Raw genomic sequence first — 26,332 nt, 5'->3', positions numbered from 1 at the left:
GTGTCGAGGTCAATCGGCACCGTTATCTGGCTGTTATGTCGGATTTCCGATAGGATCGGCAAATCGTGGGTAGACATTTGAACATCATTGCATCCGAACACGCCGGTAGGCCCTTCAAGGTGAGAATGAGAAGGTCCCGCTCGCGCGGGCGCGTCCCCCTCTTCGCCTTCACCGCCGCAGCGGCGTTCGTGCTCGTCACTATCGTCGACCCGTATTCCGGCGCGACGGCGTCACCCTACTTCCAGGTTGCCGGCGACCGATTCAACGGTGAGGCAGCCCAGGAGATCCAGGTCGCTGCGGCAGCCTCGAACATCTTCACGCGTGACAGTTTCACCGTCACCGAGAAACCCAAGCCTGTTCCCGTTCCCGTCGCCGCTCCCGTCGCGTCCAAGTCCGCGTCGAGTTCGGCTCCATCGGCGGCCGTTCCTGACCCCGGTTCGGCGCAGGCGATCGCCGCTGATGCGGTGGCCGCCCGCGGCTGGGGCGACGATCAGTTCAACTGTCTCGTGTCGCTCTGGAACAAGGAGTCCGGCTGGCGCGTCAATGCGGAGAACAGCTCCAGCGGTGCCTACGGAATCCCGCAGTCACTGCCGGGCTCCAAGATGGCCACCGCCGGCGACGACTGGGCGACCAACCCCGCGACCCAGATCCAGTGGGGCCTCGGCTACATCTCGGGCCGCTACGGCACCCCCTGCGGCGCCTGGGCGCACTCCGGCGACGTCGGCTGGTACTAGCGCTCCTTGTTCTTCCAGGCTCGCACGTAGACTGGCTCAATGGCCCGCAGCAACCGACCCCGTGGCCGCAAGCCCGGTCCGGGAGCCGCTGATGACGGCCTTGAGCGGATGCGTGCCGGCTGGCGACGCACGGAAACCCGCCGCGACGGCCTCTGGACGGTGCAACCCGTACCGGGGCCGCAAGCCGTGAAATCGTACGTGTGCCCCGGTTGCCACCGCGAGGTTGCGCCCGGCACCGCGCACGTGGTCGCCTGGCGCGGCGACGGCGTCATGGGTGAGGCATCCGACCTTGCCGCGAGGCGCCACTGGCACTCGCACTGCTGGAAGATCAAATAACCGCCCAAGCGGCACCAGGGGAGAAACCATGACTTCGAGTGTGGAAATTCGCGGCGGCGTCGAGCTACCGGCCGTGCGCGAGCAGATCGAGCTGCACACCGCGGACGGCCTGACCTTGGTCGGCGAACTGGCCACGCCCGTGAGCCGGGCACCGGTGGCGACGCTGGTGACGCTGCATCCGCTGCCCACCCACGGCGGCTTCATGGACTCGCACATCCTGCGCAAGGCGGCCGGGCGGCTGCCGGCCTTGGCCGACCTGGCGGTGCTGCGCTTCAACACTCGCGGCACGACCTCGCCGCGCGGCACGAGTGGCGGCAGCTTCGGCGGCGGCGTCGGTGAGCGCCTCGACGTTGCCGCCGCGATGGCGTTCGTCGCCGAGCGCGGGCTGCCCGATCCCTGGCTGCTCGGCTGGTCGTTCGGCACGGAGCTTGCAATCAAGTACGGCCTGGAGCACCCGATCCGGGGTGCCATCCTCTTGTCTCCGCCACTGCACCGGGCCTCTGACGCCGAGCTGGCCGCCTGGACCGGCCGGGACGCGCGGCTGGTGGCCGTCATCCCCGAGTTCGACGACTATCTCCGCCCCGAGGAGGCCCGGGAACGCTTCGCGAGCGTGCCGGACACCCGGCTCATCGCCGTGGAGGGCGGGAAGCACCTGTGGGTGGGGGAGAGTGCCACCCGCCGCGTACTCGACGAGATCGTCGCCGTGGTCAACCCGGCCGCCGCGCCTCTGCCCACGGAGTGGACTGCGTCGGCCTAGTACCCGATCGGCCTAGAGTTTGTTCTGTCGGGGGATCACGACCTGCTTGATGATCATGATGGTTGCCGCGGCGACGGGGATGGCGATCAGCGCGCCGAGGATGCCGAGCAGACTGCCGCCCGCGAGAGCGGCGACCACAACGACGGCGCCGGGAACGGACACGGCCCGGTTCATGATGTTGGGGCTGAGCAGGTAGGCCTCTACCTGCATGTAGATCAGGTAGTAGATCGCGGCGACCAACGCTGTGAACGTCGAGCTGCCGATTCCGGGGATCAGGCAGGTCAGCACGATGATGATCGACCCGGAGATCGTGCCCACGAGGGGGATCAGCGAGAACAGGAACGCGATCAGCGCGAGCAGCGCCGGGAACGGCGCGCCGATGATCGACAGGAAGGTGAAGCTGAGCACGCCGTTGCAGAGCGCCAGGGCTCCCTGGCCGATCACGAATCGGCCGACGGATGTCGTGATCTGCTCACTGAGATCGGCGAACCGAGCCCGCTTCGAGGCTGGTACCAGCTGGTATACGGCCTGCTTGATGCTGTTCAGCGATGCCGTGAAGTACAGCGTAAGGATCAGGATGATCAGGGCGCCGAAAAGTCCGCTGACGATGGCGAGGCCGGACTGGATGATCGTGCTCGTGATGTTGGTGATGTTGCCGCCGACGAAATCGGTGACCGACTCTGTGATTTTCGACAGCGGGAGAGCCGGAAACTGCCTCTGTACATCGGCGAGAAAGGTGGAGGTGTTGATCGACGTGACCAGGTCCGGGATGGCCTTGGAGAGGTTAGAGACCTGGTTGACGATGATCGGCACGACGGCGAAGATCACTCCGGTCAGAACCCCGATCACGGCAACAAGCACCGTGAGCATGGCTGCCCAGCGGGGAAACCTCTTCTTCTCCAGCCAGGAGATGGCCGGGTCGAGCCCGAGCGCGAGGAACAGTGCCGCACCGATGTAGGTGATGATCGTTTGCAGAGTGATCACCGACGTGATGATGAGCAGGCCGACGCCGACGCCCAGGGTGCCGATCAGTCCGACGCGAAAAGCATTCTGGATCTTCACTGATATCCCCTCGGCTGGTGTCAGCGCTCGTCGTCGTCGCTGGCGGCGACCTTTTCCGCCTGTGTGAGCAGACCGCGCAGGCTCTCGAAGTAGCCGGCCACGGCGTCACGCTCAATCCTAATCTGGGACAGACGCTCCTCCGCGTCGGCCACAAGCACGCGCGTGCGCAGTTCGGCATCGGTCGCCAGCGCGGCGGCCCGCGTCTCGGCGTCCCGCACCAGACGTTCCGCCGACTCCTCGGCAACCTTCTTCGATGCCCTGACCTCGTCGCGGGCGGAGGCGTCCAGCTGGTCGTTCAATGCGCGCAGTTCGACCGTGCGCCGGTTGGTCTCGGCAAGCTGCTTGGTGGCATCCGCGACGAACTTCTGCGTCTGGGCCACCGCCTCCTGGTGGCGCTGCAGCTGGCCCTGCTCCGCTTCGTCCCGCCGGGCCTTCAGCTCGACGTCGAGGTCGGCCCTGGTCTGATCGATCTCGCGCTTGAGCTTGGCGGCTTCGTGCTCTCCCCGCTTGCGGGTGGCCGTCAGATGGTTCTCCAGGTCGATGCGCAGCTGCTCGCTTTCGGCGGTGAAGTCGGCGCGGGTCTGCTCATTGTCCCGACCGAGGTCGGCGTGTGACTGTTCGATCTCGGCCGCGAGGCCCACGCGCGCCTTGTCGACCTCGCGGCTGAGGTCGGCGCGCTGGCGTTCGAGGTCGCGGGCTAGGTCGGTCTGGGCCTGCTCGCTTTCAACGGACAAATCGGCGCGCTGCTGCAGCGTCTCCCGTTCGATGTCGGTTTTCGCCTGCTCGATCTCGATTGCGAGAAGGTTGCGGGCCTGCTCGGTCTCGTGGGCGAGTTCGATGCGAGCCTGTTCGGTTTCCCGGGCGAGGTCTATGCGGTGCTGTTCCGTCTCGGCGGCGAGGTCGATGCGAGCCTGTTCGGTTTCCCGGGCCAGGTCGGCGCGTTGCTGGTCGAGTTCGTGGGCGACTTCGGAGCGGGTCAACTCGGTCTCGCTCGTGAGCCCGGCCGCGACCTCGCGGGCCTCGGTCGCCTCCCGCTGGGCCACCACGCGAACCTCGGCGGCCTCGCGCTCCGCTTCCGAGCGGATCGCGGCGACTTCCCGCTTCACGGTTGCGCGCAGCTCGGCGGCCTCGGTGGCCACCGCTCCGCGGATGGCCGCCGCTTCGTGCACGGCGTCCTGGGTGAGCGTGGTGGAGTCCTCGTGGGCCCGGGCGAGTAAGTCGTCGGCTTCAGCGACGGCATCATTGAGGATGCGGCCGGCCTTGACCGCGGCATCCGACAGTGCCCGTTCGGCCTGCTCCTTGCCCTCGCGGAGCAGGGTCTGCACTTCGCTTGCTGCGGAGGCACGCAGCCGTTCGGCGTCGATGTCCGCCTGGGCGATCACCCTCGTCGACTGCTCTTCCGCCACGCGCAGGGTGTTCTCGAGCTTGGTGCCGAGGCCGGAGAACGTGGGGCTGCCGACCTCTTCGATTTCCGCGTTCAGATCGTCGATCTGGGTGGTGAGACGTTTGATTTCCTTCTTCGCCTCGGTGCCCTGGGTATTCGCCTGAATCAGGTCGCGGCGCAGTCCCTGGATGGTCTTGTCGACTTCGTCGCGGTCGTAGCCGCGGAATACCTGGGTGAAGTCTGCTTCGTCGTTCGCCACGCTGTCTCCTCAAAATGGGCCTCTGACCCCCGTTTACGGACTGACGAAGGAAGCCTCCACAATTTTAGTCTGTTCAGTAGGCACTGGCGCGTCCCAACCCGAGGGATTATTAGGTGCCTCTCAGGGGCAACCAGTATCGTAAGACGTCCTGTCTGTTGCTGATCGGGCCCGCATCCGGGTCCAACGTGCCCGCGTGCGCGATGAGCGGCCGGCGACACAGGAGGGTTGACGTGCGTTTTGTTCTTGCAATAGTGGCATTCGTCCTTGCTGCGGCAATGATTGTGCTCGGCATCGCCCAGCGGACCATTTTTCTCGATCCGGCCTCGGTGAGCCTGAGCGCATCCGTGGAGGACGCCCGCTTCGCGGTGGTCGAGCCCAGTGCTCTCAACGCCGTGCCGGGAAGCCAGACGATCACCGTCAGCGGTTCCGACACGGTTTTCCTGGCCTACGGGCGCACCGACGACGTCAAGGCGTGGCTCGGAGACGAACCGTACGTCGACATCCGCAAGGACAAGGACACGGTCGCCCTCAGCAGCACACTCATCGATCCGGCTACGGAGGCCGAATCGGCCGCCGAGTCTGAGTCCGGCTCTGCGGCGCCGCCGGACTCCGCGGCTGAGTCGGAGACGGTCACCAACCCGGAGGGCTCCGACCTGTGGCTGCAGGAGTTCACGGCTGAGAACACGCTGACCACCACTCTCAAGGTTCCCGACGGCATCTCCCTGATCGTGGCCTCCGACGGCACGGCCTCCGCGCCCACAGATGTCAGCCTGTCCTGGCCCACCGACAACTCCACACCCTGGGCAGGCCCGCTGATCGTCGGCGGCGCGGCCGTCGGCCTAATCGGCTTGATCATCTACCTCCTGGCGCTCCTGCACCTGCGCCGCTCCCGCGGCCCCCGCCGCAATCTGCCCCGCGGGCCACGGATGCCCCGGCTCCCGCGCGTGCCCCGTCCGAAGGCCATCAAGCCGAGCCAGATCAACGGATCCGGTAAGTCGATCGCTCGGTCCATGGTCGCCATGCCCCTGATCCTGGTCAGCGGTTTGGTGCTCAGCGGTTGCTCGGCCGATTTCTGGCCGGCCACGTCCGCTCCCGACGCCGCCACCAGCGGGACGCCGACTCCGACCGACACCGCCGGCCCGGCCCAGGACGTGCCGCCGCCCGCCGTGACGGTGCCGCAGCTCGAACGCATCGTGGCCGATATCGCCTCGCTGACCGCGGATGCCGATGCGAACCTCAACGCCGACATCCTCGCCACCCGGTTCACCGGCCCGGCACTGGAGAAGCGACTGGCGAACTACAAGATCCGGGGGGCCGACCCGGCCATCGCCGCGCTGCCGGCGCTGCCCACGTCACCCCTCCGGCTCACGCTGCCGCAGCAGTCCTCCACCTGGCCGCGCGTCGTCATGACGGTCCTCCAGGACGAGGCTGACACTGCCGCCGCGCCGACGGCCCTCGTGCTGCGACAGGAGTCGCCGCGGGCCGACTACCTGGTCGAATACATGATTCAGCTTGAAGCGGCCGCCACGGTTCCCAAGGTCGCCCCGGCGACCATCGGCGCCCCGATCATTGCACCCGACTCCACGTTCCTCCTGCTCTCACCCGACCAGGTCGCCGCGGCCTACGCCGACGTGCTCCAGCTGGGGGAGGCCAGCCCCTCCTACGCCCTGTTCGAGGCGGAGGGCGACAGCTTCCGCACCCAGGTCACCGAACTGAAGACCTCACGCCAGGCCGGCCTGCCCTCGACGGCGTCGATCGAATTCGGTGCGGCCGCCGGCACCGGGCGCACCGTGGCATTGGCGACCAACGACTCCGGCAGTATCGTCGCCGTGAGCCTGACCGAGACCGAGACGGTGAAACCGGTGGATGCCGGCGCGACCGTGAGCCCCGAGGGTGCCAGCAAGGCCCTCTCCGGCATCACCGCCACGGCCAAGGGCATCACCAGCACCTACGGCGACCAGCTCCTGTTCCATGTTCCGGCCGCCGGTTCGAACGAAAAAATCGTCTTCCTTGGTTTCTCCCAGGGTCTGATCTCATCAACGGAGCTTCCATGAGTGTTGTCCCCCCGTCCCTGTCCGGCATGAACCTGCGCGGAGCCGTCGACCTGTCTACGCTGGTGAACCGTCCACCGGCGCCGGCCGCGGGCGCACCGCCGGCGCCGGGCGCACCGCCGGCGCCGGGCGTGCCCGGTACACCCGCGGCGGGTCCGGTCGCGGTACCCAGCCTCGTGCTCGAGGGCACGGATGCGAATTTCGGCGAAATACTGGAACTCTCGATGAGTGTTCCGGTCATCGTGGACCTCTGGGCCGAATGGTGTGAGCCGTGCAAGCAGCTCACGCCGATCCTGGAAAAGCTCGTCCTGGAATACGCCGGCCAGTTCGTGCTGGCCAAGGTCGACGTGGACTCGAACCCGCAGCTCACCCAGGCCTTCCAGGCGCAATCGATCCCGACCGTGGCCGCCGTGATCGGCGGTCAGCCGGTGCAGCTGTTCAGTGGCGCACTGCCTGAGGGCCAGGTGCGCGAGGTTCTGCACCGGGTCTTCGAGCTCGCGGCGCAGCACGGCGTCACCGCCATGGCCGCCGCCCCGGAGGCCTCCGGCGACGCCGAAGCGGAGGCGCCGGCCTCCGGAGAACCCGAGCTGCCGCCGCTGCACCAAGAGGCCTACGACGCCATCGACCGCGGAGACTATGACGCGGCGATCGCTCTCTACAAGACCGCGCTGGCGCGGGACCCCCGGGACCAGATGGCCGTCGCCGGCCTGGCCCAGGTGAGCCTCCTGGCCCGGTTGCACGGCAAGACCATGGCCGAGATCCGCTCAGCCGCCGCGGCCGCGCCCGACGACCTGCTAACGCAGCTCGCGGTCGCCGACCTCGACCTCTCCGGCGGTCACATCGAGGATGCCTTCGATCGGCTGCTCGCCCTCTTTCCCGCGCAGGAGCCGGCCGGCCGCAACCTGATCCGCGAGCGCATCCTGGAGATGTTCGAGGTCATCGGCCAAGACGACCCGCGGGTGCCGCCCACCCGCTCCCGCCTCACCGCGCTGCTGTACTAGACGACGGCGTCGAATTCGTTTGGAATGGAGTCGCTCAGGCCCACGCGTCCGAAGTGGCAAAAAAATGGCCCCGTCGGCGTTTTGACGGGGCCATTTCCGCGCTCTCGCGAACTGGGGCGAAGCGGGTCAGCGTTGCAGGCGCAGCCAGAGACCGGCCAGCGGGGGCAGGGTCACCACAGCGGATGCCGGGCGTCCGGCCCACGGCACGTCGAGCGCGGTCACGGCACCCAGGTTTCCGACCCCGGAGCCGCCGAAGTCCGCGGCATCCGTGTTCAGAATCTCCTCCCACACCCCGGCGAACGGCAGGCCGACCTGGTAACCGTTGTGCGGCGCCCCGGAGAAGTTGAACAGGCAGGCAATGGGGTTGCCGTCGGCGTCCCAGCGCAGGAACGAGACCACGTTCTGGGCGGCCGCGCCGCCCTCGAGCAGCTCGAAGCCGCTCGGGTCGTTGTCCTTAGCCCAAAGGCTCGGGTTCGACCGGTACACCCGGTTCAGTTGACCGACAAGCGTGAACAGGCCGCGGTGAGCCGGCTGGTCGAGGGTCCACCAGTCCAGGCCGCGCTCTTCGCTCCACTCAGAGCGCTGCCCGAATTCCTGGCCCATGAACAGAAGTTGCTTGCCGGGGTGCGCCCACATGAAGGCGAGGTAGGCGCGCACGTTGGCGAGCTGCTGCCAGGAGTCACCGGGCATCTTCGCGACCAGCGAGCCCTTGCCGTGCACGACCTCGTCGTGGCTGATCGGCAACAGGAAATTCTCGCTGAACGCGTAGACGAATGAGAACGTGATCTGGTTGTGGTGGTGCGCCCGGTACATCGGGTCGACCTGCATGTACTCAAGCGTGTCGTGCATCCAGCCCATGTTCCATTTGAAACCGAACCCGAGACCACCGGCACTGGTCTGCGCCGTGACCCCACCCCAGTTAGTGGACTCTTCGGCGATCATGACCGCTCCGGGATTGCGCTTGTAGGCGGTGGCCGTGATCTCCTGCAACAGGCTGATCGCCTCGAGGTTCTCGTTGCCGCCGTGGATGTTCGGCTCCCACTGACCGTCCTCGCGGGAGTAGTCCAGGTAGAGCATCGAGGCCACGGCGTCGACCCGCAGCCCGTCGATGTGGAACTCCTCGAGCCAGTAGAGGGCGTTCGCGACCAGAAAGTTGCGAACCTGCTTCTGGCCGAAGTCGAAGACGTAGGTGCCCCAGTCCATCTGCTCGCCGCGGCGAGGGTCGGGATGCTCGTACAGTGCTTCGCCGTCGAAGCGGGCCAGCGCAAAGTCGTCCTTCGGGAAGTGCCCGGGCACCCAGTCCATCAAGACGCCGATGCCGGCCTGGTGCAGCCGGTCGATCAGGTAGCGCAGGTCGTCGGGGTGGCCGAACCGGCTCGTCGGCGCGTAGTAGCCGGTGACCTGGTAGCCCCACGAGCCGCCGAACGGATGCTCGGTGAGCGGCATGAACTCCACGTGCGTGAACGCCAGTTCGTTCAGATAGTCGATCAGCTGGTCGGCGAGGTCGCGGTAGCTCAGCCCCGGACGCCACGACCCGACGTGCATCTCGTAGATGCTCATGGCCCGGTTGTGGGGGTCGGTGGCCGAACGGTCGGTGAGCCAGCGGGCATCCGCCCACTCGTAGCTGGTCTCACCGATGACGGAGGCCGTCTTGGGCGGGATCTCGGTGTAGCGGGCCATCGGGTCGGCCTTACGCACCCAGTCGCCCGAGCGGGTCATCAGCTCGAACTTGTAGTTGGAGCCGGCGGTCAGCCCGGGCACGAACAACTCCCAGACCCCGGTGCTGCCCATGTTGCGCATGGCGTGCAGCGTGCCGGTCCAGGCGTTGAAGTCGCCGATCACGCGGACGGCCCGGGCATGCGGGGCCCACACGGCGAAGGATGTGCCAGACGTGGTGCCGAGCGGGCCCGCGTTCGGCCGGTAGTGGGCGCCGAGAACATCCCACAGGCGTTCGTGTCGACCCTCGCCGAGAAGGTGCAGGTCGAGCTCGCCGAGGGTGGGAAGGTAGCGATAGGGGTCATCGACGATCCAGGTGGGGGCGTCGCTGTAGCGGGCCTCCAGCAGGTAGTCCTGAAGGCCGAGAGTGCTCACGCCCTGCCAGATACCGTGGCCCAGGTGAGCCAGCTCCACATGCGCGCCCGTGGGCAGCACGGCGAAGACCTCGGTCGCGAGCGGGCGGAGGGCACGGATGACGGTGAGCGGGTCCGCGATACCGGCCTGCTCGATCAGGTGCTGGCCGAGGACCTCGTGCGGGTTGTAGTAGCTGCCGGTGGAGACGGCCTGGAGGACGTGGTCGGCGATGACCGGCAGCTCGAACGGCGCGGGGGAGTGCAGCGCTCCGGCAGGCTTCGGCACGCTCGCCTTGACGGTTCCCTGAGGCTGGGCGGCGCCCGCCTTGTCCAGGGTCTTCTTGTCAGCGGTCTTCTTGTCTGCGGCCCTTTTGGCCGCCGGACCTCCCTGTGCGTGCTTCATTGAGCTGGTCCTTTCACGTGCAGGATGTGCACCGGTTCGGTGAATGCGTTGAGGCGCACGAAGTTGTCGGCCGACCAGGTCCAGATGGCACCGGTGATCAGGTCCTCGACCTCGAACACGGAGCCGTACGGCAGACCGAACCGGGCGACGTCGAGGTGCACGACGGTTTGGCGCACGGAGTGGGGGTCGACGTTGGCGACGATGATCAACGCGTCCGAGTGCCCGCTGCCTGTGAACGGCGCGTCGAGGAATTTGCTGTAGACGAGGATCCCCTCGTCTTCGCTCTCGTGGAGATCGAGGTTGCGCAGCTGTCCGAGGGCCGGGTGCTCGGCGCGGATGCGGTTGAGGAGGGTGAGGTAGGGCGCCAGGGACGCGCCGGCCGCTTCGGCGCCCGCGAAGTCACGCGGCCGGTACTGGTACTTCTCGTTATCGATGTTCTCCTCGGCGCCGGGCCGGGCCACGCACTCAAACAGGTCGAAGCCCGTGTACACGCCCCAGGTCGGCGCCGCGGTGGCCGCGAGGGCCGCCCGGATCTTGAACGCCGCCGGGCCGCCGAACTGCAGATACTCGGAGAGGATGTCGGGAGTGTTCACGAACAGGTTCGGTCGCAGGAAGTCGGCGGTCTCGTGGGCGAGGCCATCGAAGAATTCCGCAAGTTCCTGCTTCGTGTTGCGCCAGGTGAAGTAGGTGTACGACTGCTGGAACCCCACCTTGCCCAGGCCCTGCAGCAGGGCCGGCCGGGTGAAGGCCTCGGCGAGGAAGAAGACATCGGGGAATTCGGCGTTGATCTCGAAAATCAGCCACTCCCAGAAATCGAGCGGCTTCGTGTGCGGGTTGTCGACCCGGAAGATATTGACGCCCACTCCGATCCAGTACCGCACGATCCGCAGCACCTCGGCGCGGATACCCAGAGGGTCGTTGTCGAAGTTGACCGGGTAGATGTCCTGATACTTCTTCGGCGGGTTCTCGGCGTAGGCGATGGACCCGTCGGGCAGCGTGGTGAACCACTCCGGGTGCTCGGTGACCCAGGGGTGGTCGGGCGACGCCTGCAGGGCCAGGTCGAGCGCGACCTCGAGGCCGTTCTCGCGAGCGACCGCAAGAAAGAACTGGAAGTCGGCGACGGTGCCGAGGTCCGGGTGGATGGCGTCGTGGCCGCCGTCCGCCGACCCGATCGCCCAGGGCGAGCCGGGGTCGTTCGGTCCGGCGTTGAGGGTGTTGTTGGGTCCCTTGCGGAAAGCCAGGCCGATCGGGTGGATCGGCGGCAGGTAGAGCACGTTGAAGCCCATCGCGGCGACGGCCGGAAGCCGGTTAGCCGCGGTGCGGAAGGTGCCGCTCTGCCAGGAGCCGTCGGCGCGCTTCACGGCGCCCTCCGACCGAGGGAAGAACTCGTACCAGGAGCCGACGCCGGCCCGGGTGCGTTCGACCAGCACGGTCCGGGATTCCGAGACCGATTCGAGGCTAGCCATCGGGCGCACGGCGGCCGCGGCAGCCAGCTTCGGGCTGCTGAGCACATCGAAGCGGGCGGCGACGGACTTGGCCGGGTCGACGAGGGACTTCGCGGCCGCGGTGAACGTGCGCCGCTCGTTCAGAGGGCGGGTCTTGACGGCGCTCTCTCGGAGGAGCAGCTCAGAGCCGATCAGGAACATGAGTTCCACATCGACCTCGGCGGGGATCTTCAGCGAGGCGTTGTGCCGCCAGGTGGCCCAGTCGTCGGCGTAGGCGCGCACGCGGTAGGTCCAGCGGCCCTGGGTTCCGAGGGTGACGAGCGTCTCCCAGCGGTCGGTGCCGGGGGAGTTCAGGGACATCGGATGCTGCGACTCGGTTCCATCGGGAGCGGTCAGCAGCAGCATGACGCCGATGAGGTCGTGTCCCTCCCTGAACGCGGTCGCGGCGAACGGAACCGCTTCGCCCACGAACGCCTTCGCGGGCCAGAGGTCGTCGTTCAACTGAGGGGACAGATCGAGGATCGGGATACGGCCGATCCGGGGTTCTGCCGGGTCTGTCGTCTGGACTTCCTGAACCGCGCCGAGGGTTTCAGGAGCCGCGCCTGTGCGTTTTACTGTCTTAGCCACCTACTGACCGTAGCGCGGATTGGGGGTGTAATGCTGCCTCTATTCACCCGCCGGACACGCCCCACGCCTAGGCTGAGGATGTGAAAGCGATCCGCAAATTTACCGTCCGAACCGTGCTGCCCGAGTCGCTCGCCGCGCTCGACGAGCTTGCCGGCAACCTGCGCTGGTCCTGGCATGAGCCGACCCGCCAGTTGTTCGAGCACATCGCCCCTAAATTGTGGCGTGAGAGCGGTACCGACCCGGTCGCGTTGCTGGGGGCCGTCGACACGGCCCGCCTCGAAGCCCTCGCCCAGGACAACGACTACGTGGCGTGGGCGAACGCCACCCGCGACGAACTGCGCGAGTACCTCGAGAAGCCCCGCTGGTACCAGGGGCTCGAGGGCGACAAGCCGGCATCCATCGCCTATTTCTCCCCGGAGTTCGGCATCGCCGCCGCGTTGCCGCAGTACTCGGGCGGCCTCGGCATCCTCGCCGGCGATCACCTGAAGAGCGCCTCGGACCTTGGCGTGCCGCTGGTCGGTGTTGGCCTGTTCTACCGTGCCGGGTACTTCAGCCAGGCCATCTCACCCGACGGCTGGCAGCTGGAGAGCTACCCGCTGCTCGACCCCGACGGCCTGCCGCTGTCGGTGCTGCGCCGGGCCGACGGCTCGCCCGTGCAGGTCTCCCTCGCACTTCCCGACGACCGGACCCTGCACGCGCGGGTCTGGCAGGCGATGGTCGGTCGCATCCGGCTCTTGATGCTCGACACCGACATCCCCGAGAACACCGACGACCTGCGACTGGTCACCGACCGCCTGTACGGCGGCGGCGGCGAACACCGTCTGCTGCAGGAGCTGCTGCTCGGCATCGGCGGCGCGCGCGCCGTGAAGAAGTGGAGCAGCCTCAACGGCCAGGCCGACCCTGAGGTGTTCCACACCAACGAGGGTCACGCCGGTTTTCTCGGCCTCGAGCGCATCTCCAGCCTGATCGGCGAGGGGCTCAGTTTTTCGGAGGCGCTGCAGGTGGCCCGGGCCGGAACGGTGTTCACGACCCACACGCCGGTCGCCGCCGGCATCGACCGGTTCGAGCGCAGCCTGGTGCGGCGCTACTTCGAGACCGACCTGCTTCCGGGCGTCGCCGTCGACGACCTCCTCGCCCTCGGCGCGGAGAACTTCCAGGATGGCAACCCGGACGTCTTCAACATGGCGCTGATGGGCCTGCGACTGGGGCAGCGCGCCAACGGCGTCTCGAAGCTGCACGGCGAGGTCAGCCGGGTGATGTTCAAGGGTCTATGGCCAGGTTTCGACGCCGACGACGTGCCGATCGCCTCGATCACGAACGGTGTGCACGCCCCCACCTGGACCGACCCGGCCCTTCTCGCGCTCGCGCAGAGCCGTCTGGGCACCAGCGACACGTCCGACGCCGATTGGGCGTCGCCCGCCGTGTCCGACACGGACCTGTGGCAGGTGCGCGGCCAGATGCGCCTGCAGTTCGTCGAGGACGCCCGCCGACGGATCGCCGCGGCCTGGGAGGGCCAGAACCCGGGCGGCATCGTGCCGTCCTGGATCGGGCGGGTCTTCGACCCGAACGTTCTCACGATCGGGTTCGCCCGCCGCGTGCCGACCTACAAACGTCTGACCCTGATGCTGCACGACCCCGAGCGGTTGCGCGCGCTGCTGCTGCACTCCGAACACCCGATCCAAATCGTAATCGCAGGCAAATCGCATCCGGCCGACGAGGAGGGCAAGCGCCTGATCCAGAGGATCGTGCAGTTCGCGGCCGACCCGGCGCTGCGCACCAAGATCGCGTTCCTGCCCGACTACAACATCGGTATGGCCCAGCTGATGTACCCAGGCACGGATGTCTGGCTCAATAATCCGCTGCGCCCGCTCGAGGCGTGCGGCACGTCCGGCATGAAGGCGGCCCTCAACGGCGCCCTCAACCTGTCGATCCTCGACGGCTGGTGGCCGGAATACTACGACGGCAACAACGGTTGGGCGATCCCCACCGCAGACGCCGCCGGTGACGCGGCCGAACGTGACCGGCTCGAGGCGGACGCGCTGTACGAGCTGATCGAGCACCAGGTCGCACCGAAGTTCTACGACCGCAACGCCGACGGAGTGCCCGAACGCTGGGTCTCCTCGATTCGGCAGACGCTCGCGAAGCTCTCACCGGAACTCAACGCCGGTCGGATGGTGCGCCAGTACGTGCAGGAGCTGTACCGGCCTGCCGGCACGGCCGCGGCCCGCCTGTCCGAGAACAACTACCGGGCCGCCCGGGAATTGGCCGCCTGGAAGGGGCGGATCGTCTCGGCCTGGCCCGGCGTCGCCGTGACCCACGTCGAATCCGGCGGCGTCGCCCCGGTGCCGCAGGTCGGCGACGAACTGCACCTCCGCGCACACGTGCAGCTGAACGGTCTTGCGCCCGAGGACGTCACCGTCGAGGTCGTCTACGGCAAGAGCCTCACCAATGACGACCTGAGTGACGTCAACACCCTGCCGCTCAATACGGAACCGTTGGGGACCGGTGCGACGGATGCCAGTACGCCGACGCTCTTCACTGGCACGATAGAACTCGACCGTGGTGGCGCATTCGGCTACACGGTGCGGGTCGTGCCGCACAACGCGCTTCTGGTGAGCCCCGCCGAGATGGGTCTGATCGCCGTCGCCGGCTAGCGCTGACCGGCCTCACGAAAAAGCACCTTCGTTCCGACGGAGGTGTTTTTTCGTGCGGTTACGGGCGCGCGATCGCCGCGAAGACCGCGGAGGCGGCCCGGGCCAGATCGGCCGGCGTCAGCTCGATGTCGAAACCGCGGCGCCCGCCGGAGACGAAGACGGTGTCGAACGTCAGGGCGCTCTCGTCGACCACGGTCGTGAGCCGGCTCTTCTGGCCGATCGGGCTGATACCGCCCACCACGTAGCCGGTCTTGCGCTCGGCGAGCGACGGGTCTGCCATCACGGCCCTCTTTGCACCCACGGCGGTGGCCAAAGCCTTGAGGTCGAGCTGGCCGGTGACCGGCACGACGCCGACGACCAGCCGGCCGTCGACATCCGTCAGCAGAGTCTTGAACACCCGGCCGGCGGCGACGTCGAGTTTCTCCGCCGCTTCCAGGCCGAAACTCGTCGACGACGCCTCGTGCGGGTAGGCGTGCGGGGTGAACGGGATGCCGGCGCGCACCAGCGCCACCGTCGCCGGAGTACCGGCGCTTCCCTCCACCCGTTTGGCCACGGTCAGCGGCCCCCGGTCCAATTGCCCATGGTCCGGTTGCCCATGGTCCGGTTGCCCACGCTCAGTGCGCCCGGAGCAGCTGCATTGAGGCGGCCGGTACGAGGAGCCGGTCGCCGGGGGCGTGCTCGATGACGGCGTCGCTCAGGTCGTCGTGGCTGGAATCCCAGAGCAGCGAGTACGAGGTGACGCCCGTGTGCAGGGGCAGCGTCACCGTCACCTCCTCCTCACGGCCCTGCACGATCAGCAGGATACGGTTGAAATCCTCGTGCTCCGGGGTGCTCGCCGCCAGGTACTGCAGAGTGCGCTCACCGGACGAGTGCCAGTCGTCCTCGGACATGGACCGGCCCTCCGCGTTGTACCAGTTCATTTCGCTGGCGCTGAGGGTCGTCTCACCGGGGCGTCCGAACCGTACCGGGCGCAGCGCCGGGTTCTCGCGGCGCAGCTGGAGCAGGCGCCGAGTCACCCGGTGCAGGTCCTCCTGCCAGTCGTCGAGGTCCCAATTCAACCAGGTGAGCTCACTGTCGTGGCAGTAGGCGTTGTTGTTGCCGCGCTGGCTGCGACCGAATTCGTCGCCCGCGGTGATCATCGGCACGCCGGCCGACAGCAGCAGGGTCGCGAGCAGGTTGCGCATGGCCTTGCGCCGGGCGGTCAGGATGTCCCGGTCCCGGGTCGGACCCTCCGCGCCGTGATTGAACGAGTTGTTGGAGTCGGTGCCGTCGCGGTTCGACTCCCCGTTGCCGACGTTGTGCTTGACGTTGTACGAGGTCAAATCGGCCATCGTGAAACCGTCGTGGGCCGTGATGAAGTTGAGCGAGGCGAGCGGGCCGCGCTCCCGGGAGAAGGTGTTCGCGGAACCTGCGAGGCGGGTCGCAAAGCGCCCGATCCCGCTCCCGGCGTGCCCGTCGCGGGCGGCCGCCAGGTCGGTCAGCCAGAACGACCGCATGCGGTCGCGGTAGCGGTCGTTCCACTCGGTCCAGCCGTCCGGGAAATTGCCGGTCTGCCAGCCGCCCATCCCGATGTCCCAGGGCTCGGCGATCAGCTTGACCGTCGAGAGTTCCGGGTCGGCCGTGATCGAGGCGAGCAGCGGGCTGTCCGCCTGGAAGTCGACGTTCTCGTCCCGGGCGAGCGTGGCGGACAGGTCGAAGCGGAAACCGTCGATCTGCACCTCGTTCGCCCAGTAGCGCAGCGAGTCGAGCACGAGTCGGCGGGGAACGTCGTGGGAGACGTTCAGGGTGTTGCCGCAACCCGTGACGTCGATGTATCCGCCGGCGCTGTTCTGCCGGTAGTAGGCGGCGTTGTCGATGCCGCGGAGGCTGCTGACGGGGCCGTTCGGGCCCTCCTCGGCGGTGTGGTTGTAGACCACGTCGAGGATGACCTCGAGGCCGGCCTCGTGCAGGAGCTTGACCATGCCCTTGAATTCCCGGAGCACCGCTTCGGGACCGGCGGCCTGGGACTTCTGGGTGGCGTAGTCGGCGTGCGGTGAAAAGAAGTTGAAGGTGTTGTAACCCCAATAATTGCTCAGACCCTGCTTTATCAGGCGCTGCTCGGACACGAACGCCTGCACCGGCAACAGTTCGACGCTGGTCACGCCGAGGTTCTTCAGGTAGCCGATGGTCGACTCGTGGGCAAGGCCCGCATAGGTGCCGCGGAGGTTCGCCGGCACCGAGGGGCTGAGGTTGGTGAGGCCGCGAACGTGGGCCTCGTAGACCACGGTGTGGTCCAGGGCGATCCTCGGTTTGACCGAACCGGCCCAGTCGAAATCACCGTCGACTACGGAAGACTGCCACTGGTCGGGGCCGACCCGCACGAGTCCCCGGGAATAGGGTTCGATCAGTGTCTTCTCGGGGTGGAAGGAGTTGCGGGGGGCGGTGGGACCAGAGACGCGGATGCCGTAGCGGCGTCCGGGGGAGAGGGTTCGGGAGTGTCCGGACCAGACGCCGTGCTCATCCTTGACCATGGGCACGGTCTTGATGATCCAGTGGGGGTCGGTGGCGTCGAAGATGCACAGGTCGATGGCGTCGGCGGTCTCCGACCACACGCGGAGTTCGCCGCCGTGGGTCGTGACTCGCACGCCGAGGCTGCGCAGGGGATCAGGCGGGGTCATGCGTTCTAGAGTAATGAGTACAGAAGCCGTGATTTACCACCAGGAGACCCGCCGGTGGGACCTGGCGAAACTCGAGCGAGCGCGAAAGGAGCGAGATGGCGATCTATCTGGACCATGCGGCAACCACCCCCATGCTGCCCGCAGCCATTGACGCCTACGTTCGGGCGATGGGGGTGGTGGGCAATCCCGCATCCGTTCACAGCCAGGGTCAGAACGCAAAACGGATGCTCGAGGAGGCCCGCGAGCAGGTCGCTGCCAGCCTCGGCTGCGACCCGATCGAGGTAGTCTTCACCGGCGGCGGCACCGAGGCGATCAACCTCGGCATCAAAGGGCTGTTCTGGGCCAGGCAGCCGCGCACCCGCATCCTCGTTCCCGGAGGCGAGCACCACGCCACCATGGACACGGTCGAGTGGCTCGATCGGCACGAGGGAGCCGTAGTCGAGTGGCTGCCGCTGGACGCCGTCGGCCGGATCGACCTGGCAGCGGTTGCCCAATCCATCGCCGCAAACCCCGACGACATCGCCCTGATCACCTGTCTCAGCGCCAACAACGAGGTCGGAACCCTGCAGCCGGTCGCCGAGGTGGCCGCGCTCGCCGCGGCGCACGGCATCCCGGTGCACGTCGACGCGGTGGCGGCGTACGGCCACGTTCCGATCGATTTCCACGCCCTCAGCCAGGCCGGCGTGGCCGCGCTCAGCGTCTCGGCACACAAGATCGGCGGCCCGGTGGGGATCGGGGCGCTCGCCCTCTCGCGCCGGGCCACGGTCGAGCCGCTGCTGCACGGCGGCGGGCAGCAGCGTCAGGTACGCAGCGGCACCCAGGACGTCGCGGCGGCCGTGGCGTTCGCGGTCGCGGCAAACGCCCTGCACGACCTTCCGGCGGAGAACGCGCGGATCTCCGCGCTGCGCGAGCGACTCGTCGTCGGCGTCTCTTCGGCCGTACCCTCCGTTGTGGTGAACGGCGACCCGGACCCGCAAAACCATCTGCCGGGCACCGCGCATTTCAGCTTCCCGGGCTGCGAGGGTGACTCGCTCCTGTTCCTGCTCGACGTGGCGGGCATCTCGGTGTCCACGGGGTCTGCCTGCCAGGCGGGCGTGGCCGAGCCTTCCCACGTGCTGCGCGCCATGGGCCGCAGCGAAGTGGAGGCGCGCGGCGCCCTGCGGATCACCCTCGGCCGCACCAACACTGAGGCCGACGTCGACGCTCTGCTCGCCGCCCTCCCGGCCGCCCACGTCCGGGCGGCCCGGGCCGGCCTGGCCGACCGGATGCCGGGCCGCTGAGCCGCGCCGCGGCATCCGTGCTCTGCTGCACGTCGTCGCTCCTCACCCGCGGCGCAGCTGCCGCGCGGCTGACGTGGCGGTGCCGGACGGCTTGGGCCTACACGTGTAAGGTATTTATTGCAGGTAGATGGATGTCGAGGGGAGCGTGGGCACGATGACGCTCGACGGGGAGATCGCCCGGCTGTCCGCCCTCGCCAACCCGCACCGGTTCCGCATCATCGCCCTGCTGGCGGAGGAGTCCCTCCATGTGAGTGAGCTCGCCCGCCGGCTGGGGATGTCCCGGGCCCTGCTGTACATGCACCTGCAACGACTCGAATCGGCCGGTTACGTGACCGGGCACCTCGAACTCTCCGACGACGGCAAGGCCCTGAAATTTTTCGAGGTCGTTTCGTTCGAGGTCACCACCAACGTCGCACGCATCGTTGCGGCGGTCGCAGCCGACACAGAAAGCACACATTGATGGACAACATTCCCTGGTTCGCCTGGATCGCCATTGTCGGCATTATCGCCGGCGTCACATCGAGCATCGTGGCGGCCGTGCTGCGGTCGCGCGAGAAGCAGGCGGAGTTCGCCGAAGCGGCGGACCTGCGCGGCCTCGTCGAGCAGAGCACCGCGAGCAACCAGGCCGTGCTCGACCGGCTCGCCCTGCTGGAGCTTCGCCTCGCCTCGATTGAGCGAACCCTGACCGATATCCCCTGACACTGGCCCTGGCCCTGGCTGGTGCCGCGGGCGTCTGTCGTCGCTCGTCCCGGCCCATCGTTTCGTTGCGCGGGAGCTGCGCGAGGGCTGCGCGAGGGCTGCGCGGGGGCTGCGCGAGGGCTGCGCGAGGGCTGCGCGGGGGCGCTCACCCGATTACACTCGTCAAGTGAAGGTTTTGGCAGCAATGAGCGGTGGGGTGGACTCCGCCGTCGCCGCAGCCCGCATGGTCGAGGCGGGACACGAGGTGGTCGGGGTGCACCTGGCCCTCAGCCGGATGCCCGGAACCCTGCGCACCGGCAGCCGCGGCTGCTGCACGGTCGAGGACTCGATGGATGCCCAGCGGGCGGCCAACATCATCGGCATCCCGTACTACGTCTGGGACTTCTCCGAGCGGTTCAAGCTCGACGTGGTCGACGACTTCATCGCCGAATACGCCGCTGGCCGCACCCCGAACCCCTGCATGCGCTGCAACGAGCGCATCAAGTTCGCCGCCCTGCTCGAAAAGGCCCTCGACCTGGGCTTCGATGCCGTCGCCACCGGTCACTACGCCACGATCGTGACGGATGCCGACGGCAACCGCGAGCTGCACCGCGCCAGCGCCTGGGCCAAGGACCAGTCCTATGTGCTCGGCGTGCTCACCCAGGACCAACTGGCGCACTCGATGTTCCCGCTCGGCGCGACGCCGTCCAAGGCCGAGGTGCGAGCGGAGGCCGCGGCGCGCGGTTTCTCGGTGGCGAACAAGCCCGACTCCTACGACATCTGCTTCATCCCCGACGGCGACACCCGAGGCTGGCTGGCCGAGCGCGTGCCGCCGGCGACCGGGGACATCCTCGACCGGGACGGCAACACCCTCGGCACGCACGACGGGGCGGCCGCGTTCACCGTCGGGCAGCGCAAGGGGCTGCAGATCGGCACCCCGGCCGCCGACGGCAAGCCCCGGTTCGTGCTCGAAGTGCGCCCGATCTCCAACACCGTCATCGTCGGGCCGAAAGAGGCGCTCGCGATCAAGAAGATCGCCGGCACGAAGTTCACCTGGTGCGGCGTGGCCCCCGCGCACCCGGAGATCGCCTTCGACTGCGACGTGCAGATCCGCGCCCACGCCGACCCGGTTCCCGCCGTGGCCCAGGTCGTTCCGCTCAAGGCCGGCTCGTCCGCCGAGACCAGCGCGAGCCGCGGGAGCGGCGCCACCACCGAGCTCGTGATCATCCCGGCCGAGCCGCTCACCGGCGTCGCGCCCGGGCAGACCGCCGTCGTCTACCTCGGCACCCGCGTGCTCGGGCAGTGCACCATCGATCGCACGGTTAGTGCCGTCAGTGCGGTCGCCGTCGATGCATAGCCCGGCGCCCGACCCGGCGGCAGACGCGCCCCTGCACGTCGCCGCGGCCGAGGTCTCCGACCTGACCCAGCGCATCCTGGAAGCCCGGGACGCGTACTACGACCGCAACGAGGCCGTCATCACCGACGCGGAATACGACGCGTTGGTGCACCGCCTCGCCGAGCTCGAGCGGGAATTCCCCGAGCTGGCCAGTCAGGACAGCCCCACCCAGACCGTGGGCGGCCGCGCCGAGACCAGCCTGTTCGATCCGGTGCAGCATGCCGAACGCATGCTCAGCCTCGACAACGTCTTCTCGCTCGACGAATTCGGCCTCTGGGCCGCGAAGGTCGAACGGGACGCCGGGCGACCCGTGCACTACCTCTGCGAGCTCAAAATCGACGGACTCGCGATCAACCTGCGCTACGAGCAGGGGGTGCTGGTCAGCGCCGCCACCCGCGGCGACGGGGTGGTCGGCGAGGACGTCAGTGAGAACGTCGCCTTGGTGCCCGGCATTCCGAGAAAACTGCGGGGCACCGGGCATCCGACCCTGATGGAAGTGCGCGGTGAGGTGTTCTTCCCGGTCGCCGAATTCCTCGAGCTCAACGCGCAGCAGGTCGCCGCCGGCGAACGCGTCTTCGCGAATCCGCGCAACGCGGCGGCCGGCTCCCTGCGCCAGAAGGCCGAGGGTAAGGCCGCGGAACCGCTGCGCCTGATGCGGGCCAGGCTCGGCCGGCTCCGGATGCTGGTGCACGGCATCGGCGCGTGGTCCACCCCGCCGGTCGCGTCCCAATCCGGGGTCTACGAGCTGTTGCAGGGCTGGGGTCTGCCTACCAGCAGCTACTACCGGGTGGAACCCTCCGCGGCTCTCGCGGCGGACTTCGTCGCGTACTACGGCGAGCACCGCGCCAGCGTCGACCACGAGATCGACGGCATCGTGATCAAGGTCGACGAGCTGGCCCTGCACGCCGAACTCGGTGCCACCAGCCGGGCGCCGCGCTGGGCGATCGCCTACAAGTACCCGCCCGAGCAGGTCAACACCAGGCTGCTCGACATCGTCGTCAGCGTCGGCCGGACCGGCCGGGCCACGCCGTTCGCCGTCATGAAGAAGGTGCGGGTCGCCGGTTCCGAGGTGCGCCAGGCCACCCTGCACAACCAGGACGTGGTCCAAGCCAAGGGCATCCTGATCGGCGACATCGTCGTGCTGCGCAAGGCCGGCGACGTCATCCCCGAGGTGCTCGGCCCGGTGGTCGAGCTGCGCGACGGCACCGAGCGAGCCTTCGTCATGCCGGTGAACTGCCCGGAGTGCGGCACGCCGCTCGCCCCGGCCAAGGAGGGCGACATCGACCTCCGCTGCCCGAACGCGCGCAGCTGCCCGGCTCAGGTGCTCGGCCGGGTCGAGCACATCGGCTCCCGCGGCGCCCTCGACATCGAGGTGCTCGGCGAGGTGGCCGCCGCCGCTCTCACCCAGCCCACCCGTCCGGTGGAGCCGCCCCTGCCCACCGAGGCCGGCCTGTTCGACCTCACCCTCGACGACCTGCTGCCGATCGAGGTCATCGTGCGGGACGCCGAGACCGGGCTGGCCAAGGAAGAGGATGACGGCTCCGTGCGGCTGCGCACACCGTTCCGGCGCAACCCCACGGCCGCCGAGAAGAAGAAGGGCGTCGAGGGACCGCAGCCGTCGTCGAGTGCGCAGAAGCTCCTGCGCGAGATCGAGCTGGCGAAGACCAAGCCGCTGTGGCGGCTTCTGGTGGCCCTCAACATCCGTCACGTCGGGCCGGTGGCGGCGCGCGCCCTGGCCGGCCACTTCGGTTCTCTCGAGCTGATCCGGGCCGCGTCCCGCGAGGAGCTCGCCGAGGTCGACGGGGTGGGCGGCATCATCGCCGACGCCATCATCGCGTGGTTCGAGGTGGACTGGCACCAGGGCATCGTGGAGCAGTGGACGGTGGCCGGCGTTCAGTTCCGCATATCGGAACACCCCGGTCCGGGAGCCGCTGCGGCGGCCGGGGGAGTGCTGGCCGGGCTCACGGTGGTGGCCACCGGCTCGATCGAGGGCTACACCCGGGAAGAGGCGCAGGAGGCGATCATTTCCGCCGGGGGCAAATCCGCCGGGAGCGTGTCGAAGAATACCGACTTCGTGGCCGCCGGTCCGGGCGCGGGGTCGAAGCTGGCCAAGGCGGAGGCGCTCGGCCTGCGGATCCTCGACGCCGCAGAATTCCACCTGCTGGTCACGAGCGGCCCGGAGTCCCTGGCCGAGACGACGGCCGACGCCGACGCCGACGCCGACACTGACCCGGTTTGATTCAACGGCTCTTCTCACCCGGCACCTCTGACGCGTCGACCCAACCGAGCACCATCCGGGTGAACAGGTCCACATCCTCGATGCTCCAGACATGGTGCATGCCGGGTGCGGTCCAGGCGCGAGTCTGCGGCAAATGGGCGAGCAGCGCGGGAAAGCTGTCCCGGACGAGGCGGGACTCCCGTTCGCCCGCCACCGCCAGCAGGGGGCCGCGGTAGTCCTGCAGCCTCTCCGGGACGCCGCCGCGGTTCACCTCGGCGAAGACGCGCCGGGCGTTGTCGGTTCGGAGGCTCAGACCGTGCTCCACAAACAGGTCGACCGCGTCAGCGGGCAAGCCGAAAGCCTTCGCCTGGGCCCGCCAGTACCAGGGGCGGTCCCAGAGCCGCAGTTGCATCGTGCTCAGGAACCGGGCCGTGCCGTGCACCCCGGTGAGCGGCACGCCGGACACCAGGCACGAGTGCAGCAGTCCCGGGTGCCGGGCCATGACGTGCGTGGCCACGAGGCCGCCCAGGGACAGCCCCACCAGATGGGCCCGGCCGCCGCGCGCGTGCGCGGCGATGATGCCGGCCACATCGTCGGCGGTCTGACCGAGGGAAAGCCAGTCCTCTCCGGCCCGGTCGCCGAAACCGGGCAGGTCGGGGGTGAGCAGATGCCGGTCTGGCATTCCCTCCACCTGCGGTCTCCAGGACCACGACGCGACGCTGCCGCCGTGCAGGAACATGATCGTGTCGGTCCCCGTGGTGTCAACGCCGTGCTGCAGGGGATAGCGGAATTTCAGGCGCTGGCGGGGACGGCTCATCCGAGGGCCTCCTTCGTCTCGACCAGCCACGCGAGTTCCGCCTCGGCGTGGAGGATTCCGTTCCGCAGCGTTGCGAAGCGCAGCCTGCGTCCGAGGTCGTCCGGGGCACGATCGTCGGGCTCGCGGTGGGCCTGCTCCTGCTCGGCGACGGAACGCAGTGCGGCCAGCATCGCGGTGGCCTGGCCGCGCCGCGCCCGCAGCAGTGCCCGGGTAGCCGGCACCCCCAGGGTGCCGACGAAGAACAGCCGCATCAGGAACGCGTCGTGCGAGGTTTCGGGTTCCAGCGGCGCCCGCAGCCAGTCGCCCAGGGCCGCCCGGCCGGCCGAGGTGATGTGGTGCTCGCGCCGGTCGGGGCGTCCCCCCTGCGGAATGACCTCGACGTCGGCGAGACCGTCGGCGACCAGTGCCGCCAGCGTGCGGTAGATCTGGGATTGGTCGGCGGACCAGAAATGGGCGACGGATGCCTCGATGCTCTTTTTGAGGTCGTATCCCGTCATCGGTGCGAGGTCCAGGATCCCGAGGAGGGCGATTTTCAACGACATGTTTATATGGGATCACACCTATATAGGTTTATGCAAGTATCAACTTTGGCGCGATTGACCCTCGATCGGGGGTCTCCCAGACCCACTGTGGGGGCATGGCCGCACCATCCGTTTCAGTAGTCTGGAGACGCAATGCTTGTCTGTTAGGGGCCGGGTTGTTTTGCTACTCGGTGTTCGTGAGGGGACGTGCCCAGGTTTGCTGTTAGAAGCGGCGGTTCTAACGCTCTCCCTGGCTCTCAATGGAGTCAGTGAGACCTCTGGCGCGCACGCTCTCAGCACCACAGTCCAGGGCCAGCCGGTGCCGAACCGGGGCGCCGAACCCGCCGCGGCGGAACCGTTGTGGCTGAACCTGTCGGCGCGCACCGGCACCTCGGTCGCGGGGCCCGGCGCCGGCGACCCGCGGGTGTCCGCGCAGCCGATCGCATCCGTGCCGAAGTCCGCCACGGTCGCCACCGTCGAATCCGTGCGGGGACTGACCGGAGCCAACCTGCTGGCCGGGCTGTCCACCCTCTCCGTGGCCGACATGGCCGCGTTCGTGGAGCAGTCCCCCGGCCAGGTCGACGCCCTGTTGACGGCGCCGCCCGCAGCCTCCGCGGTGGCCGGCCTCTGGACGGAACTCGGCGCCTCCGAGCGGTCGTCGCTGCTGGCTGCCGCACCCAAGCTCGTGGGCAACCTGGAGGGTGTCCCCTTCCGGGAGCGGGGCAGGGCCAACGCCCGCTACCTCACGCAGAGCCTGGCCGACGTCACCCAGCGGCTGGCCGACGCGACCGACGACAGCGAGCGCACGCTGCTCAACCGAGAACTCGCCGTCCTGACCCAGGTCAAGGCGGCACTGAGCACCCCCGACGGCGCCCCGCGCCGTTCCTTGATCCTCCTCGACCCCGCAGGCGGCGGGCGTGCCGCGATCGCCCTCGGCAACCCGGACACCGCCGCATTCGTCACCTATCTGGTACCCGGCATGAACTACACCGTCGAGCAGCAGATCGTCAACTGGGCCGACACCGCAGACGCCGTGTACACGGAACAGATCGCGGTGCTGCGCGGGGGGGCGCCGTCCGGGCACGCCCTGACCGGCGGCATCCGCGCCGCCGGCGTCGCCACGATCGCCTGGATCGGCTACGAGGCCCCCACGGTGTTCACCGTGGGCGGGACGGGCCTCGCGGAGGTCGGCGCCGACTTCCTGGAGCAGTCGGCTCTGGGCATCGCGGCCGACCGAGGCACGCGTCGGCCCTTCGTTTCGGTGCTCGCGCACTCGTACGGGTCGACCGTGGCGCTCACGGCGCTGGCCCGCGGCACGTTCGGGGTGGACGCCCTGGTGCTGGTGGGGTCCCCGGGCAGCCAGGTGCAGTCCGTCGACAGCCTGAGCGTCGCGCCGGGCAGTGTCTATGTGGGCAGCGCCGACTGGGACCCGACCGTGAACAGCGCTTTCTTCGGCAGCGATCCCGGTGCGGAGTCGTACGGCGCGAACACCCTCGGCGTGTCCGGCGGGACCGATCGGATCACCGGCTCCTGGCTGAACGGATCGGTCGGCCACAACGCCTACTTCGACGTTGGAAGCGAGTCCCTGCACAACATGGCGTTGATCGGAACCGGCAACGCGGATCTTGTCACCGACGGCTCCGAATAGAATTGGGGAATCCACCCTCGACGATCGTACGGAGCAACATGTCTGAAATCACGGCCGAGCAGGTTGCCCATTTGGCCAACCTTGCCCGGATCGACCTCAGCTCGGAGGAGATCGCCCGCCTCACGACTGAACTCGGTCAGATCGTTGACTCGGTCGCGAAGGTAGCCGAAGTGGCCACGCCGGATGTGCCGGCGACGAGCCACCCGATGCCGCTGACCAATGTCTTCCGCGCCGACACGGTGGTCCCCTCGCTCACGGTCGAACAGGCGCTCTCCGGGGCTCCCGACCGGGACGGCGACAAGTTCCGCGTGCCCGCAATCCTGGACGAGGAGTAA

At 68.3% G+C, this 26,332-nt stretch carries 21 protein-coding genes; 13 read left to right on the top strand and 8 right to left on the bottom strand.

Features of this window, described 5'->3' with window-relative positions; translation table 11 throughout:
• Positions 1–125 precede the first annotated feature (125 nt).
• The 3 genes from E3N94_RS06755 to E3N94_RS06745 are packed head-to-tail and all read left to right on the top strand — an operon-like array spanning position 126 to position 1,827.
• Positions 126–734 (top strand): lytic transglycosylase domain-containing protein, encoded by a 609-nt coding sequence (locus tag E3N94_RS06755; protein ID WP_104103181.1) that lies wholly within the window; start codon positions 126–128, stop codon positions 732–734.
• 39 nt (positions 735–773) lie between these two features.
• Entirely contained in the window at positions 774–1,070 is a 297-nt protein-coding gene (locus E3N94_RS06750; RefSeq protein ID WP_104103184.1) for a hypothetical protein, read from the top strand.
• A 28-nt stretch (positions 1,071–1,098) separates the two neighbouring features.
• A complete protein-coding gene (locus tag E3N94_RS06745) occupies positions 1,099–1,827 on the top strand; it encodes an alpha/beta hydrolase (RefSeq protein ID WP_134569979.1) in 729 nt (242 codons plus the stop codon).
• Positions 1,828–1,839: 12 nt separating this feature from the next.
• Here the strand turns inward: E3N94_RS06745 and E3N94_RS06740 are convergent, their stop codons facing one another.
• On the bottom strand, positions 1,840–2,889 hold the full coding sequence (locus E3N94_RS06740; protein ID WP_104103192.1) for an AI-2E family transporter: 1,050 nt from the start codon (positions 2,887–2,889) through the stop codon (positions 1,840–1,842).
• Between the two features lie 20 nt (positions 2,890–2,909).
• Complete coding sequence (locus E3N94_RS06735) at positions 2,910–4,532, bottom strand: hypothetical protein (protein ID WP_134374252.1); 1,623 nt, start codon at positions 4,530–4,532, stop codon at positions 2,910–2,912.
• A 251-nt stretch (positions 4,533–4,783) separates the two neighbouring features.
• Between E3N94_RS06735 and E3N94_RS16495 the strand changes: the two genes are divergently transcribed.
• The gene (locus E3N94_RS16495; protein WP_174722139.1) at positions 4,784–6,586 is read left to right on the top strand and encodes a hypothetical protein; all 1,803 of its coding nucleotides are present in this window, start codon (positions 4,784–4,786) and stop codon (positions 6,584–6,586) included.
• Positions 6,583–7,584 carry a tetratricopeptide repeat protein gene (locus tag E3N94_RS06725; RefSeq protein ID WP_104103201.1) on the top strand — a complete coding sequence of 334 codons (1,002 nt, stop codon included), beginning with the start codon at positions 6,583–6,585 and terminating at the stop codon, positions 7,582–7,584. The genes E3N94_RS16495 and E3N94_RS06725 overlap by 4 nt, the downstream gene beginning before the upstream one ends.
• A gap of 126 nt (positions 7,585–7,710) precedes the next feature.
• Here the strand turns inward: E3N94_RS06725 and glgB are convergent, their stop codons facing one another.
• Entirely contained in the window at positions 7,711–10,056 is a 2,346-nt protein-coding gene (glgB, locus tag E3N94_RS06720; protein ID WP_134420097.1) for a 1,4-alpha-glucan branching protein GlgB, read from the bottom strand.
• Positions 10,053–12,002, bottom strand: a complete 1,950-nt coding sequence (locus E3N94_RS06715; RefSeq protein ID WP_241986124.1) for a maltotransferase domain-containing protein — start codon at positions 12,000–12,002, stop codon at positions 10,053–10,055. Before E3N94_RS06715 ends, glgB begins: the two co-directional genes overlap by 4 nt.
• Before the next feature lie 206 nt (positions 12,003–12,208).
• On the opposite strand from E3N94_RS06715, the gene glgP reads away from it, so the two are divergent.
• The gene (glgP, locus tag E3N94_RS06710) at positions 12,209–14,782 is read left to right on the top strand and encodes an alpha-glucan family phosphorylase (protein ID WP_134400917.1); all 2,574 of its coding nucleotides are present in this window, start codon (positions 12,209–12,211) and stop codon (positions 14,780–14,782) included.
• 58 nt (positions 14,783–14,840) lie between these two features.
• Here the strand turns inward: glgP and ybaK are convergent, their stop codons facing one another.
• Together ybaK and glgX are read right to left on the bottom strand one after the other, a co-directional pair.
• Positions 14,841–15,356: a Cys-tRNA(Pro) deacylase gene (gene ybaK / locus E3N94_RS06705; RefSeq protein WP_241973148.1), complete on the bottom strand. Its 516-nt coding sequence runs from the start codon at positions 15,354–15,356 to the stop codon at positions 14,841–14,843.
• Between the two features lie 40 nt (positions 15,357–15,396).
• Positions 15,397–17,439, bottom strand: coding sequence for a glycogen debranching protein GlgX (gene glgX / locus E3N94_RS06700; RefSeq protein ID WP_134569978.1), 2,043 nt, complete (start codon positions 17,437–17,439; stop codon positions 15,397–15,399).
• A gap of 95 nt (positions 17,440–17,534) precedes the next feature.
• On the opposite strand from glgX, the gene E3N94_RS06695 reads away from it, so the two are divergent.
• From E3N94_RS06695 to ligA, 5 genes are all read left to right on the top strand, one after another.
• Positions 17,535–18,719 (top strand): cysteine desulfurase family protein, encoded by a 1,185-nt coding sequence (locus tag E3N94_RS06695; RefSeq protein ID WP_134569977.1) that lies wholly within the window; start codon positions 17,535–17,537, stop codon positions 18,717–18,719.
• Between the two features lie 127 nt (positions 18,720–18,846).
• The gene (locus E3N94_RS06690) at positions 18,847–19,179 is read left to right on the top strand and encodes a winged helix-turn-helix domain-containing protein (protein ID WP_241987074.1); all 333 of its coding nucleotides are present in this window, start codon (positions 18,847–18,849) and stop codon (positions 19,177–19,179) included.
• On the top strand, positions 19,179–19,418 hold the full coding sequence (locus E3N94_RS06685; RefSeq protein ID WP_104103220.1) for a hypothetical protein: 240 nt from the start codon (positions 19,179–19,181) through the stop codon (positions 19,416–19,418). Before E3N94_RS06690 ends, E3N94_RS06685 begins: the two co-directional genes overlap by 1 nt.
• Positions 19,419–19,584: 166 nt before the next feature.
• Entirely contained in the window at positions 19,585–20,754 is a 1,170-nt protein-coding gene (gene mnmA / locus E3N94_RS06680; RefSeq protein WP_134374238.1) for a tRNA 2-thiouridine(34) synthase MnmA, read from the top strand.
• Positions 20,747–23,032: an NAD-dependent DNA ligase LigA gene (gene ligA / locus E3N94_RS06675; RefSeq protein ID WP_134569976.1), complete on the top strand. Its 2,286-nt coding sequence runs from the start codon at positions 20,747–20,749 to the stop codon at positions 23,030–23,032. Before mnmA ends, ligA begins: the two co-directional genes overlap by 8 nt.
• Before the next feature lies 1 nt (position 23,033).
• Here ligA and E3N94_RS06670 read toward each other — a convergent pair whose 3' ends face one another.
• Both E3N94_RS06670 and E3N94_RS06665 read right to left on the bottom strand, forming a co-directional pair.
• Positions 23,034–23,828, bottom strand: coding sequence for an alpha/beta hydrolase (locus E3N94_RS06670; protein ID WP_134420105.1), 795 nt, complete (start codon positions 23,826–23,828; stop codon positions 23,034–23,036).
• On the bottom strand, positions 23,825–24,370 hold the full coding sequence (locus E3N94_RS06665; protein WP_134420107.1) for a PadR family transcriptional regulator: 546 nt from the start codon (positions 24,368–24,370) through the stop codon (positions 23,825–23,827). Before E3N94_RS06665 ends, E3N94_RS06670 begins: the two co-directional genes overlap by 4 nt.
• Before the next feature lie 298 nt (positions 24,371–24,668).
• On the opposite strand from E3N94_RS06665, the gene E3N94_RS06660 reads away from it, so the two are divergent.
• Positions 24,669–25,997: an alpha/beta hydrolase gene (locus E3N94_RS06660; protein WP_134420109.1), complete on the top strand. Its 1,329-nt coding sequence runs from the start codon at positions 24,669–24,671 to the stop codon at positions 25,995–25,997.
• Positions 25,998–26,035: 38 nt separating this feature from the next.
• Entirely contained in the window at positions 26,036–26,332 is a 297-nt protein-coding gene (gene gatC / locus E3N94_RS06655) for an Asp-tRNA(Asn)/Glu-tRNA(Gln) amidotransferase subunit GatC (RefSeq protein ID WP_166784587.1), read from the top strand.

Origin of the sequence: Cryobacterium sp. Sr3 (assembly GCF_004402835.1) — a bacterium.
Lineage (GTDB): Bacteria > Actinomycetota > Actinomycetes > Actinomycetales > Microbacteriaceae > Cryobacterium > Cryobacterium sandaracinum.
The sequence above is the reverse complement of the archived record's forward strand: the minus strand, read 5'-3'. Positions and strand labels throughout refer to the sequence as shown.